Source organism: Mycobacterium sp. pUA109 (genome assembly GCF_041287095.1).
GTDB lineage: Bacteria > Actinomycetota > Actinomycetes > Mycobacteriales > Mycobacteriaceae > Mycobacterium.
In genome coordinates, this window is sequence record NZ_JBGGKS010000007.1 from 28507 (window position 1) to 43057 (window position 14551).

The following is a 14551-nucleotide window of genomic DNA, read 5'->3' on the forward strand; positions in this document are numbered from 1 at the left end:
TATGACCGACCTGCCCGACGTCGGCACGCGGGTTAGCCTGCGTTACCTGCGGCCCGCGGGGTCCGACCCGCCGATGGGCGACGTGGTCGGGTATCTGGTCGAGGTCGGCCCGCGGGTGCGGGTGCAGACCCGCGACGGCGACCTGCACGAGTTCCGGCGCGACGACGTGCTGTACGTGCGCCGGCTCACCGACCGTCCGGTGAAGAACTCGCAGATCCGGGCGGTGGAGCAGGCGGCCGGGTTGGCCTGGCCCGGGGTCGAACACCGGTGGCTGGACGGTTGGCTGCTGCGCGCCGGCCACGGATGCACCCTGCGGGCGAATTCGGCTGTCCCCCTGGACTTGTTCGCGCACACCAGCACCATCCCGGCGATCGTCGACTGGTATGCGCAGCGCGACCTGGCACCCTGGCTGGCGGTGCCCGAGCGGCTGCTGCGGCTGCCCGAGGAGCTGCCCGCCGCCTGCGAAACCCGCACCCTGGTAGCCGACTCGGACGTCGGTACGGTCGGCACCGAGGTCACGCTGTCGCCGGAACCGGACGCCGACTGGCTGGCCGGCTACCGGCGCGACGTGCCGGTCGAGGTGTTGACCGCGGTCGCCGACGGCGAGGTGGTGTTCGGCGCCCGGGCGGGTGTGGCCATCGGGCGGGCCGCGGTGACCCTTGCCCCCGACGGGCAGCCGTGGGTGGGGGTGTCGGAGCTGCGGGTGGCCGCCGAGCAGCGCCGGCGCGGGCATGCCCGGGCGCTGTGCGCCGCACTGCTGTCCTGGGGCCGCGACCGCGGCGCCACCCGGGCCTACGTGCAGGTGCGCAGCGACGACCAGGACGCCGTCCAATTCTTCGAGTCGCTCGGGTTCACCGGCCAGCACCGCAGCCGCTACCTCGATGCGCGGCTGCTGGCCTCGTAAGGTGTGGGCATGCCCGACGACACCTTGCGGCTGGCCACCTGGAATGTGAACTCGATCCGCACCCGGGTGGGCCGCGTCGTCGACTGGCTGGCCCGCGCGGAGGTCGACGTGCTGGCGATGCAGGAAACCAAATGCACCGACGACCAGTTCCCCACCCTGCCGTTTCACGAACTCGGTTATGAGGTCGCCCATGTCGGCGTCAACCAGTGGAACGGGGTGGCCATCGCGTCCCGGGTCGGCCTCGACGACGTCCAGATCGGGTTTGACGGCCAACCCACCTGGAGCAGCAAGCCCGAGCTGGCGGCCACCGCCGAAGCCCGCGCCCTGGCCGCCACCTGCGCCGGGGTACGGGTGTGGAGCCTGTATGTGCCCAACGGGCGCGCCCTGACCGACCCGCATTACACCTACAAGCTGGATTGGCTTGCCGCGCTGCGGGTTAGCGCCGAGGACTGGCTGCGCGACGACCCGTCGGCACCGATCGCGCTGGTCGGCGACTGGAACATCGCCCCCCAGGACGACGACGTGTGGAGCATGGAGTTCTTCGCCGGCGCCACCCACGTCTCCGAGCCGGAACGCAAGGCGTTCAACGCCATCGTGGAGGCCCAATTCGTCGACGTGGTCCGGCCGTTCACGCCCGGCCCGGGTGTGTACACCTACTGGGACTACACCCAGCTGCGCTTCCCGAAGCGGCAAGGCATGCGCATCGACTTCATTCTGGGGTCACCGGCGCTGGCCGAGCGGGTCACCCATGCCGAGATTGTCCGCGACGAGCGGAAGGGGAAGGCGCCCAGCGATCATGCGCCGGTACTGGTGGAGCTGCGCCGCCACTGATCCGCGGCGCCGCGCCGGCAGCCGGCTTCAGCTGCGGCGTCGACAGTGACGCCAGTTTCACGCCGGCCGGCCAGGCAAAGAACGCCGCGACGAACACCGCCAGGGCGCCCAGGATCACCGGGCCGAACAGCAGCGGCAGCTGGGCCATGGCAGCGGCCAGATAGCGGTAGCACAGCAGCAGGATCGCCAAGAACGTCGCTCCCCCGGCGACCAGCCCGATGCGCCGCGCGCCCCAGCCGCGCTGCGGATCCCGCACCGCGGCCTCCACGGTCAGGCACAGCACGGCGCCGGCCACCAGGTCGACGCCGTAGTGGTAGCCGAACCCCAGCGTCGCGGCCACGGTGGCCGCCAGCCACACCGCACCACCCCACCGCAGCTGGCGGGGCCCGCGGCGGGAATGGATGAAGACCAGCAGCGCCCACCCGACGTGCATGGAGGGCATGCAGTTGCGGGGGGTGACGTCGTCGAACGGCAGCGCGTGCGGCGCAAAGCCGGCCGGCGGCAGGATGTGCGGCCAGTAGTTGGCGATTTGCCAGCCGTGGCCGTCGGCGCCGAACGCATAGATCGGGCCGACCACCGGAAACACCAGATAGATCAGCGGACCGATCAAGCCCAGCACCATGAAGGTCCGCATCAGGTGATGCCGCGGCCAGCCGTCGACGGTGACGTTGCGCAACTGGTAGACCGCGACCACCATCGCCGCCACCGGCAACTCGATGTACACCCAGTGCAGCACCGCGTACGGGATCGGACCGGCCGCGTCGATCACCCGGCCGACCAGCCACGACGGCTGGGCGAAGGCGTGGTCGGCCAGCATTGCGTACTCGTCGAGCACCCGGGGCCGGCTGATCGCGGTGATCCGCAGCCAGGTGTCGGCGGCCTTGCTGGCCACGATCAGCAACATCCCCCACCCGGCCGCGCCCAGCGCGGCACGGCGTTCGGTACCCGACCAGCGCAGCCCGGCCAGCACCGCCAGCCCGGTGAGCACGATCAACGGCCCGTTGCCGATGGTCAGTGCACCGCCCCGCAGCACCCGCTCGGCGGCGAACACGGCGTCCACGCCGGCCGCCAGGCCCAGCGCCACCAGGCGGTGCCGGTTGGTCAGCCCCACCAGGGCCAGCCCCAACCCGGCCCACGGCAACGTCGCGGACTTCGGGGTGGCGACGTAGTCGCTGATCAGGCTGTGCAGCGGCCCCTGAAAGCCGCGGTGGACCGCGGCGATTTGCAGCCCGATCAGCAGCGCCGAGACCGCGGCGACGACGGCCGTCGCACCCATCCGGGTCGACGGCGGAGGACGCTTTCCGCGCCCCACCTCGCTCATCAGCATCTACAGATCGTAAACGGCGGATGAACCGCAAGCGGGTATTGCCGAACCAGGAGCTAAACGACGCGGGTGCCCCCGAATATGTGAGTGCGGTGTGAGTCTGCCCGGCGTTCATCGCCAAGGTGCGCGAAAACGCTTAAGATGGTCTGTCTATGAACTTTGCTCGTTTGAGCGTCACCTGCGTACGGGTGTGCAGCGTCGCGCCGGCCCGATGTGCAGGGCGTCAACCACGGCGCAGGGAGCGATGATGAACGCCGTCAACGGGGCGGTAAGCAAGCTGGGCCGGGCGGCGGGACGCGCGGCGACGATGACCACCGAGGCCGCCGGCGCCATCGGCGGCGCCGCGGTCAACGGCGTGGTCGGTGCGGTGACCGGGGCGGCCGCCGGGGTGCAGCGCGGCATCGGCAGCGGCAGCCACTCAACGCCGGCGGCCGCGCTGACGCTGGGTGCGCTCGGCGTGGTCGGGCTGGTCGAATGGCCGGTGCTGTTGACCGTCGGCGGCGCGGCGTTGCTGCTGCGGCAGCTGAACCGGCGGCCCGACGACGCGGCCCCGGCCCAGACCGCCCCGGCCAAAACCACCGCCAAAGCCCCAGCCAAGCGCGCTGCCGCGCCCGCCAAGGCGACGAAATCCACCAACTCCCAGCGGCCGCGGCAGAGCGGCCGGGCCAAGTCGCCGGCGACGCGGCGACCGCGCGCCAGCAAGTAGATTGGCGGAAGTGGGTACCGGCCAAACTTTGCGCACCTCATTTCCCCTCCGCGCAGTCGCGACGTGCATCCAGACCACATCTGCCTTGGCCGGCGCCACCATGCAGACCGCGGCGACTGCCGCCGGAGCCGTCGGGGCGTTGGCGTCTGCCGGCGTCGACTTGGCCACCCTGCCGGTCCGCGAAGCCAGCAAGGCACTGTCCGGGGATAGTCCCGGCTCGCCGCTGTCGCGGCGCTGTTGGCGCGGCCACCACCGGGCCTGGATCGAGGTGCGCGGCCTCAATGGCCCCGGCGGCCGGGAGCTGGGGCCGGCGGTGCTCGACGCGGTCCGGGCCCACCCCGGAGTCACCACCGCCCAGCTGAACTATCCGCTGTCCCGGGTCGTGGTCGGCCTCGACGATGTCCGGACGTCGCTGCGTGATCTGGTCCGGGTGGTCGCCGACGCCGAAAAGCGGCCCCGCGCCGTCGCCGACGAGGAGGCCGAGCGGCGCCCCACCCGCGCTCCCAGCCTGCCCGGCGACGGCCTGGAGTTGGCGGCCCGCGCGATGACGCTGGGCGCCAACGCCGCCGGGTTGGGGGTCGCACTGGTCGGCCGGGCCCTGCGGTTGCCCGGGTTGCCGGTGAGCGTCGAGGCGGCCGTGGTGGCCGTCGACTACCAGCCGCGGCTGCGTCGCCTGCTCGAGGAGCGCCTCGGCACCGCGGCGACCGACACCGTGTTGACCCTGGCCATGGCCGCCGCGCACACCGTCAACCTGGCGCCGGCGTCGCTGGCGGTGGACGTGCTGATGGAGACGCTCAAGACCGCCGAGGCCCGGGCCGAGGCCCGGGCCTGGCGTCGGCACGAACCGGCACTGGCCCGCCACGCCGAGCACCCGGCGGTCGACGCGCCGGCCCGCCCGGCGCCGCCGGCCGCCGGTCCGGTGGAGCGGCACGCCGAGCGCAGCGCCTGGCTGCAGGCGATCGCCGCGGCCGTGGTCGGCGCCGCCACCCGCAACGTCGACATGGCCGGCACCGCGGCCTTGGTGAGCGTCCCCAAGGCTGCCCGCGCCACCCGGGAATCGTTCGCGGCGACTCTGGGCCGGGGGCTGGCCGACCAGCACGCGGTGCTGCCGCTGCGACCGAAGAGTTTGCGCCTGCTGGACCGTGTCGAAGTGGTCGTCATCGATCCGCGGGTGTTGTGGGACACCAAGTTACGGGTGGTGCGGGTCCGCGGCGCCGGGGAGCGGGAGCTGGCCACCGTGTGGGACCACGCCCAGGCGCAGCTGCTGGCCAACGGGCTGCAACCGGGCTGGCACCGCGTCGCCGACCTGGCCGCCGAGGCGCTGTTCCAGCCCGCCCACCACCCGTGGGCGTCGGCGGTGGTGGCCGAGGCGCACCGGGCCGGCGTGGAGGTGGTGTCCGTCGACGTCGACGCCCTCGGCGAGCTGCGGCCGACCTTCGACGACATCCGCCCGCTGCCCAACGGGTCGATCGATGCGGCACTGGTCGCCGCGGTGCGCAGCTACCAGCAGCAGGGGCACACCGTGGCGGTGCTGTCCTCGGCGGCGGTGCAGGCGCTTTCGACCGCCGATGTGGCGCTGGGCATCACCGCGGCCGACGGCCCGCCGCCGTGGTGCGCGGGCTTGATCCTGCCGGATCTGGCCGCGGCGTGGCGGGTCCTGCACGCCCTGCCCGCCGCCCGCGCGGCCAGCCGACGCGGCGTCGAGATCTCCGCCGGCGCATCGGCGTTGGGGGCGCTGCTGATGCTGCCCGGGGTGCGCGGCCGCGGTCCCGGACCGGTGACCACCGGCGCGGCGGCCGGCGCGCTGTCCGGATATTGGCTGGGCCGCCAGGTGGTCAACGCCGCCGCGCCGCGCCCGGCCGCCGTGCACGAATGGCACGCCATGTCGGTGGACCAGGTCCGCCAGCTGTTGCCCACGCCCCAGCCCGAGCCGCCGGTAGCGGCCCAGCATCCGCCGGTGGCCGCCGCCGCGCTGGCCGCGGTCGGGGTGGCCCGCCGCGGCGCCGCGCTCACCGCGCCGCCGCGCACGGCGACCTGGCAGTTCGTCAAGGCGGTGCGCGCCGAATTGGCCGATCCGATGACCCCGGTGCTGGCGCTGGGCGCGGCGGCCAGCGCGGTGTTGGGGTCACCGGTGGACGCGGTGCTGGTGGGTTCGGTGTTGGGCGCCAACGCCGTTCTGGCCGCCGCGCAGCGGCTCAACGCCGAGCGCCGGCTCAACGTGTTGCTGACCCAGCAGATTCCGGCGGCCCGCAAAGTGGTGTCGGCCGGGGTGTACGCCGAGGCCGTCGCCGAAGATCTGCAACCCGGCGACATCATCGAGGTGCGCTCCCACGAGGTGGTGCCGGCCGACGGCCGGTTGATCGAGGCCATCGACCTGGAGGTCGACGAATCGTCGCTGACCGGTGAGTCGCTGTCGGTGACCAAACAAACCGACGCCACGCCGGGCGCCGATTTGGCCGACCGGCACTGCATGCTGTTCGCCGGGACCACCGTGGTGGCCGGCACCGCCGTCGCGGTGGTGACCGCCGCCGGCGGCGACACCCACGCCCGCCGCGCCGCCGAATTGGTGACCGGCGACCAGCAGGCCGTCGGGCTGCAGCACCAGCTGAGCCTGCTCACCAAGCAGGCCTGGCGGGTCAGCCTGGCCGGCGGCGCCCTGGTCAGCGGCCTGGGCTTGCTGCGCCGCACCGGGCTGCGTCAGGCGGTGGCCAGCGGCATCGCGGTCAGCGTCGCGGCGATCCCCGAAGGGCTGCCGCTGGTGGCCACCCTCGCCCAGCAGGCCTCGGCGCGTCGGTTGACGAATTCCGGTGCGCTGGTGCGGGTCCCGCGCGCGGTGGAGGCGCTGGGCCGCGTCGACGTGGTGTGTTTCGACAAGACCGGAACGCTGAGCCAGAACCGGCTGCGGGTCGCGCAGGTCCATCCCGCGCCGCACCACTCCCGGGAAGAGGTGCTGCGGTGCGCGGCGCACGCCACCCCGGCCACCGCCGGCGGACGCCACGTGCACGCCACCGACACCGCGATCGCCGAAGCGGCGCTGTCGGTGAACGGCTCGGATCCCATCCCGGAATCCCCGGCGCATCTGCCGTTCCGGTCCGGCCGGCCGTTCTCGGCGTCGGTGACCGGGGCCGAGCTGACCGTCAAGGGTGCCCCGGAGGTGGTGCTGGCCAGCTGCGGCCGGGTGAACCCGGCCATCAAGCGCGCGGTGGCCGGGCTGGCCGCCGACGGGTTGCGGGTGATCGCGGTGGCGCGGCGGCGGCTCACCGCCGCACAAATGCGGGCGTTGGGCGACGATCCGGAGCCCGACGCCATCGCCGAACTGTGCGACGCGGGGCTGTCGCTGGTCGGGCTGCTCGGCTTGTCCGACACCCCGCGCGACACCGCCGCCGAGTTGCTGGCCGAGCTGCAGCAGGCCCAGATCCCGGTGCGGCTGATCACCGGCGACCACCCGATCACCGCCACCGCGGTGGCCCGCGAGCTAGGCGTGCCGGTCACCGCCGAGCAGGTGATCAGCGGCACCGAGTGGGAGGCGTTGTCGCGCAAAGACCAGGAGCGGGCGGTCACCGAGCGGGTGGTGTTCGCCCGGATGTCCCCGGAGAACAAGGTGCAGATCGTGCAGACGCTGGAACGCACCGGCCGGGTGTGCGCGATGGTCGGCGACGGCGCCAACGACGCGGCCGCGATCCGCGCGGCCACCGTCGGGATCGGCGTGGTCGCGCACGGCAGTGACCCGGCCCGCACCGCCGCCGACGTGGTGCTGCTCGACGGCCGCATCGAGGCGCTGATGGATGCCCTCGAGGAGGGCCGCCAGCTGTGGCAGCGGGTGCAGGCCGCGGTGTCGGTGCTGCTCGGCGGCAACGCCGGCGAGGTGGGGTTCGCGATCGTGGGCAGCGCGATCACCGGGCGCTCCCCGCTGAACACCCGCCAGCTGCTGCTGGTGAACATGCTGACCGACGCGCTGCCGGCCACCGCCCTGGCGGTCAGCGCACCGAGCGGGCCGGCCCCCACCGGCGCCCGCGGCCCGGACCCGGCCGCGTTGTGGCGCACCGTCGCGGTGCGCGGCGCCACCACGGCGGGGGCGGCGGTGACGGCGTGGGCGCTGGCCTCGGTCACCGGGCGGCCCCGGCGCGCGGCCACCGTCGCGTTGGTGGCGCTGGTCTCCGCGCAGCTGGGCCAGACCCTGCTGGATTCCCACGACCGGCTGGTGGTGCTCACCGCGGTCGGTTCGCTGGGCGCGATGGCCACCCTGATCAGCATTCCCGGGGTGTCGCAGCTGCTGGGCTGCACGCCGCTGGGCCCGGTGGGCTGGACGCAGGCGTTGGGCACCGCCGCCGCGGCCACCGCCGCGGCGGCGGTGCTGCCCCGGCTGGTGACCGGCCCCGCCGCGGAGGAGCGGCGCGACGACGCCGACACCGCACCCGAGCCCGCCGCCGGCGACGCCAGCACCAACGGCGCGGGACCGGCGACCAACGGGTCGGCCCCGGCGCCGGTGGTCGAGCTGCGTCCGAACCTGGCCATGACATCCCCGCTACCGGAAGGCGAATGATGGTCGAGAAGAAGTCAGGCCGCGGTACCTCCCAGCGCGAAGCCGTCGCGCATATCCGCGCCGGTGAAACGTTCGCGGTGAACCTGCCGCTGCTGGGCAAGGTGACGGTGCCGCGGCCCGACCAGCTGGCCTACTACGGCGGATTGCTGGCGTTGGCCGCCTTCGAGATCATCGACTGGCCGGTCGCCATCGCGGTGGCCGCCGGGCACATCCTGGCCCAAAACCACCACAACCAGCTGCTGGAGCAGTTCGGCGAGGCCCTCGAGGAGGCCTGACCGGCTGGTGCCGTACCCTCCTACCCCCGCCCAGATCGACGCCAGCGCGAGGTCCTCTCGGACGTTCTCGCGCTGGCGTCGATTTCGGTGAGCTGGGCTGGGTGCGGGCGGCGGGCCTCAGTCGTCGACCGAGAGCACCCCGACCCGCCACAGCAGGGCGTAGAGCTGGTGCAGCGGAACGCTGAGCAGCCGGGTCGTCATATCCACCACGGGGTCAGACATGGTGCTGACCGCCTGGCGGTCCAGCTTGTGCAGCGCCTTCTTGGCCGGGCGGACCGGCTGCACGGGCGCTGTGATGTCGGTGTAAGCAATCGCAACCATGGTTGCCTCCTAGTGGACAAAATCCGGGAAGTACTTCAGGAAGCGGCACCGGTTGTCACGGAAGGGATCCGCACACGCCAGCGGGTAGGCCCTGCTCAGGCGATGAACGCCTTGCGGTTACCTGTCCAGGAGCGATTGCTCAGCTGATTGCGGCGCGCGACCGATCGGTTCGGGACGACACGGACGCCGGATATCGGCACGGACTATCACTGGAACTCACTCGTCCCTCACCTCCTCTCGGTCGCGACGCGTGGCTACGCGCCATGGTTCACACGGCAGGAGGCGGACCCGGCGATCGCCGGAAGAGCCGCACCCCTCTCGTCAGAGCTTCGGCACTACACGGCGTGATCCGGGAATCCCGGAAGCCACTTGGGCTCAACCCTTAAGCCGGGAGGAGCTGTCCTGACCCGGGGCGTCTTTCGACGTTCGGGGTCAGTGGCCTATGTCCGTGTAGCCGCCTCACCTAACGAGGTGCTTGCCGTTCCATACTGCATCAGGGTGCCACCCGGGTCAATCCGAATCGCCGTGAACCCACTGTGAACCCGCTGTGAGGGCGGCGGGTCAGCCGGCGGGCCGCACCTCGGTCGCGTACCGACCGGGCGAGACCAGGGAGGTCAGCGCGCCGAGCACCATCATCAGGGTGGCGGCCAGGAACACCACCACCAGCCCGGTGTGGAACGGCCCGGAGATCAGCAACGGGAAGAAGGTGTGCCCGGTCAGCACGTCGGCCTGCACGCCCGGCCGCTGCAGGGCCCCCGACGGCGCCAACAGTTCAGCGATCGGGTTGTAGCCCAGGAACGCGGCGAACAGGCTGCCCACCGGCGGGGTGTGGGCCACCTGGTCGGCGATACCGGCCGGCACCCCGTGCTCGCGCAGCCCCGAGTTCATCGCGCCCGGAAGCGAATTGGCCAACCCGACGATCATCAGCGAGAAGAACACCCCGATCGACAGCGACATGCCGGCGCTGAACACGGTGGCCCGCACCCCCGATGCCGAGCCGCGGTGGTCGGCCGGAACGCTGGACATGATCACCGCGGCGTTGGGCGCGGTGAACACGCCCCCGCCGAGGCCGTTGAGGAACACCAGCACCGCGAACAACCAGTAGGGGAAGTTCACCGGGATCAGGATCAGCGCCACGAACGTGGTGGCCGCCGCCAGCATCCCGCCGACGGTGAACGGGCGGGCCCCCCACCGGTCGGACAGCGCCCCGGACAGCGGACCGGCCAGCAGGAAACCGCAGGTCATCGGCAGCAGGTAAATCCCCGACCACAGCGGGGTCGATTCGTAGCTGTAACCGTGCAGCGGCAGCCAGATGCCCTGCAGCCAGATGATCAGCATGAACTGCAAACCGCCGCTGCCCACCGCCGACATCAGCGCGGCCACGTTGCCGAAAGCGAAGGCCCTGTTCTTGAACAGCCGCACGTCGAGCATCGGGTAGCGCACCCGCAACTCGATCACGCTGAACACCGCGATCGCGGCCACCCCCAGCGCAAGCGCGCCCAGCACCCACGGGTTGGTCCATCCGGTCGGCGAATCCCCGTGCGGCTGAATGCTGTAGGTGATGGCGGTGAGCAGCACGGTCAATCCCACCCCCAGGGTGGCGGTGCCGGCCCAGTCCAGCCGCCCCGGGCTTCGCTCGCCCAGCTCGTGCAGTGACCGCATCGACCAGATGCTGCCCAGCACGCCGATCGGCACCCCGACCCAGAAGATGGCCCGCCAGTCCCACTCCGAGAGCGCCCCGCCCAGCAACAGCCCGAGAAACGAGCCGGCCACCGCGGCGACCTGGTTGATGCCCAGCGCCATGCCACGCTGGTTCGCCGGGAACGCGTCGGTGAGGATCGCCCCCGACGACGCCATCAGCATGGCGCCGCCGACGCCTTGGACCACCCGCCACGCGATCAGCCAGACCGCGCCGGGGCCGAGGTGGAACGGATCCACCGATAGCGCCACCGCGCCGACGGTGAACAGGGCGAATCCCAGGTTGTAGATGCGCACCCGGCCGAACATGTCGCCCAGCCGCCCGAAGAGCACCACCAGCACCGCGGAGACCAGCAGGTAGCCCATCAACATCCACAGCAGGTAGCTGACGTTGGACGGGTCCAGCGGGTTGAGCCCGATGCCGCGGAAGATCGCCGGCAGTGAAATCAACACGATCGACGAGTTGATGGTCGCCATCAGCACACCCAGCGTGGTGTTGGACAGCGCAACCCACTTGTAAAACGGGTGGTCGTGGTCGTAGGCCAGCCGGCGACGCGCGGTCGCGACGGCACCGGAGTCGACCGTCGACGGGTCGGCGCCGGGCGGTGTTGTCGGGATCTCAATCGTCATCGGGTCACCACAAAACGCATATATTAGCTATGCAAATGATTTCGGTCTAATTCTTGCCCCCACGGGCCTGCAGCGCAGCGGTCCGCTGCGCTAGCGTGGGAACGGTCCGCCCGACAACCACGGGAGCGTGCGCGAAGCGCGCTGAGAGGACGGCTAAGGGCGCCGTCGACCGTACGAACCTGACCGGGTAATGCCGGCGTAGGGAGAGAGTTATGACCGATTTGGCTGTATCCCCGTCCGTGACCACCGGACCCATCCCGTACAGCACCAAGCACTACCACGAGTTGGAGGTCCGCGGTACTTCGCCTCTCAAGGTGCCGTTCCGGCGGGTCAACCTCACCAACGGGGAACACTTCGACCTCTACGACACCTCCGGGCCCTACACCGACCCCGACGCGGTGATCGACGTGCACGCCGGGCTGCCGCCGCGGCCGGGGGTGGTGCGCGACCGCGGCACCCAGCTGCAGCGGGCCCAGGCCGGTGAGATCACCGCCGAGATGGCCTACATCGCCGCCCGCGAAGGCCTGCCCGCCGAACTGGTCCGCGACGAGGTGGCCCGCGGCCGCGCGGTGATCCCGGCCAACCACAACCACCCCGAGATCGAGCCGATGATCATCGGCAAGGCGTTCGCGGTGAAGGTCAACGCCAATATCGGCAACAGTGCGGTCACCTCCTCGATCGCCGAAGAGGTCGACAAGATGGTGTGGGCCACCCGGTGGGGGGCCGACACCATCATGGACCTGTCCACCGGCAAGGACATCCACGAGACCCGGGAATGGATCCTGCGCAACTCCCCGGTGCCGGTCGGCACCGTGCCGATCTACCAGGCGCTGGAGAAGGTCAACGGCGACCCCACCAAGTTGACCTGGGAGATCTACCGCGACACCGTGATCGAGCAGTGCGAGCAGGGCGTGGACTACATGACCGTGCACGCCGGGGTGCTGCTGCGGTATGTGCCGCTGACCGCCAAGCGGGTCACCGGCATCGTGTCCCGCGGCGGGTCGATCATGGCCTCGTGGTGCCTGTCGCGGCACCAGGAATCGTTCCTGTACACCCACTTCGAGGAGCTCGCCGACATCCTGGCCAGCTATGACGTCACCTTCTCGCTCGGCGACGGGCTGCGGCCGGGATCGATCGCCGACGCCAACGACGAGGCGCAGTTCGCCGAGCTGCGCACCCTGGGCGAGCTCACCAAGATCGCGAAATCCCGTGGCGCCCAGGTGATGATCGAAGGCCCCGGCCACGTGCCGATGCACAAGATCGTGGAAAACGTGCGGCTGGAAGAGGAATGGTGCGACGAGGCGCCGTTCTACACGCTGGGCCCGCTGGCCACCGACATCGCCCCCGCCTATGACCACATCACCTCGGCGATCGGCGCGGCGATCATCGCCCAGGCCGGCACCGCGATGCTGTGCTACGTCACGCCCAAGGAACACCTGGGGTTGCCGGACCGCAAGGACGTCAAGGACGGGGTGATCGCCTACAAGATCGCCGCGCACGCCGCCGATTTGGCCAAGGGGCACCCGCGGGCGCAGGACCGCGACGACGCCCTGAGCAAGGCGCGATTCGAATTCCGGTGGTACGACCAGTTCGCGCTGTCGCTCGACCCGGACACCGCCCGCGAATTCCACGACGAAACGCTGCCGGCCGAGCCGGCCAAGTCCGCGCACTTCTGCTCGATGTGCGGGCCGAAGTTCTGCTCGATGCGGATCAGCCAGGACGTGCGGGACTACGCGGCCGAACACGGGTTGGAGTCCGAGGACGACATCGAGGCGGCGCTGTCGATGGGGATGGCGGAGAAGTCGGCCGAGTTCGCCGAGCACGGCAACCGGGTGTATCTGCCGATTTCCCAGTGACGTTGCTGCCGCTGCCCGCGCCGGGGGCCACCCCGGCGCGGGTGCTGACGATCGCCGGGTCGGATTCCGGCGGCGGCGCCGGCATCCAGGCCGATCTGCGCACCATGGCGCTGCTGGGGGTGCACGGCTGCGTCGCGGTCACCGCGGTCACCGTGCAAAACACGGTGGGAGTCCGGGGTTTTCACGAGGTGCCCGGCGACGTGGTGGCCGCCCAGATGCGCGCGGTGGTCACCGACATCGGGGTGCAGGCCGCCAAGACCGGGATGCTGGCGTCCTCGGACATCATCGCCGCGGTGGCCGGGGCGTGGCGGGAGCTGAACACCGGGGCGCCGCTGGTGGTCGACCCGGTGTGCGCATCCATGCACGGGGATGCGCTGCTGGCCCCGGAGGCGCGGGATACGCTGCGCGCCCAGCTGTTTCCGTTGGCCACCCTGGTCACCCCCAACCTCGACGAGGTGCGGCTGCTGGTCGGCATCGACGTGGTCGATGCCGACTCGCAGCGCGCGGCGGCCAAGGCCCTGCACGCGCTGGGCCCGCGCTGGGCGCTGGTCAAGGGCGGTCACCTGCGCTCCTCGGCGCACAGCACCGATCTGCTGTACGACGGCAGCGACTTCTACTCATTCGACGCGCCGCGGATCGACACCGGCAACGACCACGGTGGTGGTGACACGCTGGCCGCGGCGGTGGCCAGCGCGCTGGCGCACGGGTTCACCGTGCCGGACGCGGTGGCCTTCGCCAAGGGCTGGGTCACCGAATGCCTGCGCGCCGCCTACCCGCTGGGCCGCGGACACGGCCCGGTGTCCCCGCTGTTCCGGCTGAGCGGGGGCTAATCGAATGGATCTGGACAGCATCGCCGGGATCGCGCACCGGCCCGACGGCGTCCCGGCGGGTGTGGCGGTGCTGACCCACGGCGCCGGCGGCAGCCGGGAATCGGCGCTGCTGCAACAGATCTGCGACGAGTGGGCGCGGCGCGGCTGGCTCGCGGTGCGCTACAACCTGCCGTATCGGCGGCGTCGCCCCAAGGGCCCGCCGTCCGGGTCGGGGGCCACCGATCGGGCCGGGATCGTCGAGGCCATCGCGCGGGCCCGCGAACTCGTCGACGGCCCGCTGATCGCCGGCGGCCACTCCTACGGCGGCCGGCAGACCTCGATGGTGGTGGCGGCGGGTGAGGCGGCGGTCGATGTGTTGACGTTGTTCTCCTATCCGGTGCACCCGCCGGGAAAACCGGAGCGGATGCGCACCGAGCACCTGCCCGAGATCGCGGCGCCGACGGTGTTCACCCACGGCGGCTCCGACCCGTTCGGCACGCTGGACGAGGTGCGCGCCGCCGCCGCGCTGATCCCCGCCCCGACCGAGGTCGTCGAAATCACCGGCGCCCGCCACGACCTGGGCTCCAAACGACTGAATGTGCCCGCGCTGGCGGTGGACGCGGCGCTGCGGCTGCTGCCCGAAGCCGGCTGACC

Annotated in this window: 10 protein-coding genes, 1 pseudogene and 2 riboswitches; of the genes and pseudogenes, 8 read left to right on the forward strand and 3 right to left on the reverse strand. The window is 71.7% G+C overall.

Annotated elements, in window-relative coordinates; translation table 11 throughout:
• Position 1 precedes the first annotated feature (1 nt).
• Both ACAG26_RS10030 and ACAG26_RS10035 read left to right on the forward strand, forming a co-directional pair.
• A complete protein-coding gene (locus ACAG26_RS10030) occupies positions 2-904 on the forward strand; it encodes a GNAT family N-acetyltransferase (RefSeq protein ID WP_370481742.1) in 903 nt (300 codons plus the stop codon).
• 24 nt (positions 905-928) lie between these two features.
• Positions 929-1735 carry an exodeoxyribonuclease III gene (locus tag ACAG26_RS10035; protein WP_370482081.1) on the forward strand — a complete coding sequence of 269 codons (807 nt, stop codon included), beginning with the start codon at positions 929-931 and terminating at the stop codon, positions 1733-1735.
• Here the strand turns inward: ACAG26_RS10035 and ACAG26_RS10040 are convergent.
• The gene (locus ACAG26_RS10040; RefSeq protein ID WP_370481744.1) at positions 1647-3062 is read right to left on the reverse strand and encodes a DUF5933 domain-containing protein; all 1416 of its coding nucleotides are present in this window, start codon (positions 3060-3062) and stop codon (positions 1647-1649) included. The genes ACAG26_RS10035 and ACAG26_RS10040 overlap by 89 nt on opposite strands.
• A 244-nt stretch (positions 3063-3306) precedes the next feature.
• On the opposite strand from ACAG26_RS10040, the gene ACAG26_RS10045 reads away from it, so the two are divergent.
• The 3 genes and pseudogenes from ACAG26_RS10045 to ACAG26_RS10055 all read left to right on the forward strand — a co-directional run bounded on the left by ACAG26_RS10045 (position 3307) and on the right by ACAG26_RS10055 (position 8583).
• Positions 3307-3765, forward strand: a complete 459-nt coding sequence (locus ACAG26_RS10045) for a hypothetical protein (RefSeq protein ID WP_370481746.1) — start codon at positions 3307-3309, stop codon at positions 3763-3765.
• A gap of 100 nt (positions 3766-3865) precedes the next feature.
• Positions 3866-8375: pseudogene (locus ACAG26_RS10050) on the forward strand (HAD-IC family P-type ATPase).
• The gene (locus ACAG26_RS10055) at positions 8305-8583 is read left to right on the forward strand and encodes a hypothetical protein (protein ID WP_370481748.1); all 279 of its coding nucleotides are present in this window, start codon (positions 8305-8307) and stop codon (positions 8581-8583) included. Before ACAG26_RS10050 ends, ACAG26_RS10055 begins: the two are co-directional and overlap by 71 nt.
• 117 nt (positions 8584-8700) lie before the next feature.
• Here ACAG26_RS10055 and ACAG26_RS10060 read toward each other — a convergent pair whose 3' ends face one another.
• Both ACAG26_RS10060 and ACAG26_RS10065 read right to left on the reverse strand, forming a co-directional pair.
• Positions 8701-8904, reverse strand: a complete 204-nt coding sequence (locus ACAG26_RS10060) for an Rv1535 family protein (RefSeq protein ID WP_370481749.1) — start codon at positions 8902-8904, stop codon at positions 8701-8703.
• A 306-nt stretch (positions 8905-9210) separates the two neighbouring features.
• Positions 9211-9382: riboswitch (M-box (ykoK) riboswitch) on the reverse strand.
• 83 nt (positions 9383-9465) lie between these two features.
• On the reverse strand, positions 9466-11232 hold the full coding sequence (locus ACAG26_RS10065) for an MFS transporter (protein ID WP_370481752.1): 1767 nt from the start codon (positions 11230-11232) through the stop codon (positions 9466-9468).
• A gap of 109 nt (positions 11233-11341) precedes the next feature.
• Positions 11342-11454, forward strand: a riboswitch (TPP riboswitch).
• On the opposite strand from ACAG26_RS10065, the gene thiC reads away from it, so the two are divergent.
• From thiC to ACAG26_RS10080, 3 genes are all read left to right on the forward strand, one after another.
• Positions 11445-13088: a phosphomethylpyrimidine synthase ThiC gene (gene thiC, locus ACAG26_RS10070; protein WP_370481754.1), complete on the forward strand. Its 1644-nt coding sequence runs from the start codon at positions 11445-11447 to the stop codon at positions 13086-13088. It overlaps the preceding riboswitch by 10 nt.
• A complete protein-coding gene (gene thiD / locus ACAG26_RS10075; protein ID WP_370481756.1) occupies positions 13085-13918 on the forward strand; it encodes a bifunctional hydroxymethylpyrimidine kinase/phosphomethylpyrimidine kinase in 834 nt (277 codons plus the stop codon). Before thiC ends, thiD begins: the two co-directional genes overlap by 4 nt.
• A 4-nt stretch (positions 13919-13922) precedes the next feature.
• Entirely contained in the window at positions 13923-14549 is a 627-nt protein-coding gene (locus ACAG26_RS10080; protein WP_370481758.1) for an alpha/beta family hydrolase, read from the forward strand.
• The last annotated feature ends 2 nt before the right edge of the window (positions 14550-14551 follow it).

Coding starts and splice junctions, on each gene's coding strand:
- ACAG26_RS10030 (WP_370481742.1), top strand. CDS start 2: ATGACCGACCTGCCCGACGTCGGCACGCGGGTTAGCCTGCGTTACCTG.
- ACAG26_RS10040 (WP_370481744.1), bottom strand. CDS start 3,062: ATGCTGATGAGCGAGGTGGGGCGCGGAAAGCGTCCTCCGCCGTCGACC.
- ACAG26_RS10045 (WP_370481746.1), top strand. CDS start 3,307: ATGAACGCCGTCAACGGGGCGGTAAGCAAGCTGGGCCGGGCGGCGGGA.
- ACAG26_RS10055 (WP_370481748.1), top strand. CDS start 8,305: ATGATGGTCGAGAAGAAGTCAGGCCGCGGTACCTCCCAGCGCGAAGCC.
- ACAG26_RS10060 (WP_370481749.1), bottom strand. CDS start 8,904: ATGGTTGCGATTGCTTACACCGACATCACAGCGCCCGTGCAGCCGGTC.
- ACAG26_RS10065 (WP_370481752.1), bottom strand. CDS start 11,232: ATGACGATTGAGATCCCGACAACACCGCCCGGCGCCGACCCGTCGACG.
- thiC (WP_370481754.1), top strand. CDS start 11,445: ATGACCGATTTGGCTGTATCCCCGTCCGTGACCACCGGACCCATCCCG.
- ACAG26_RS10080 (WP_370481758.1), top strand. CDS start 13,923: ATGGATCTGGACAGCATCGCCGGGATCGCGCACCGGCCCGACGGCGTC.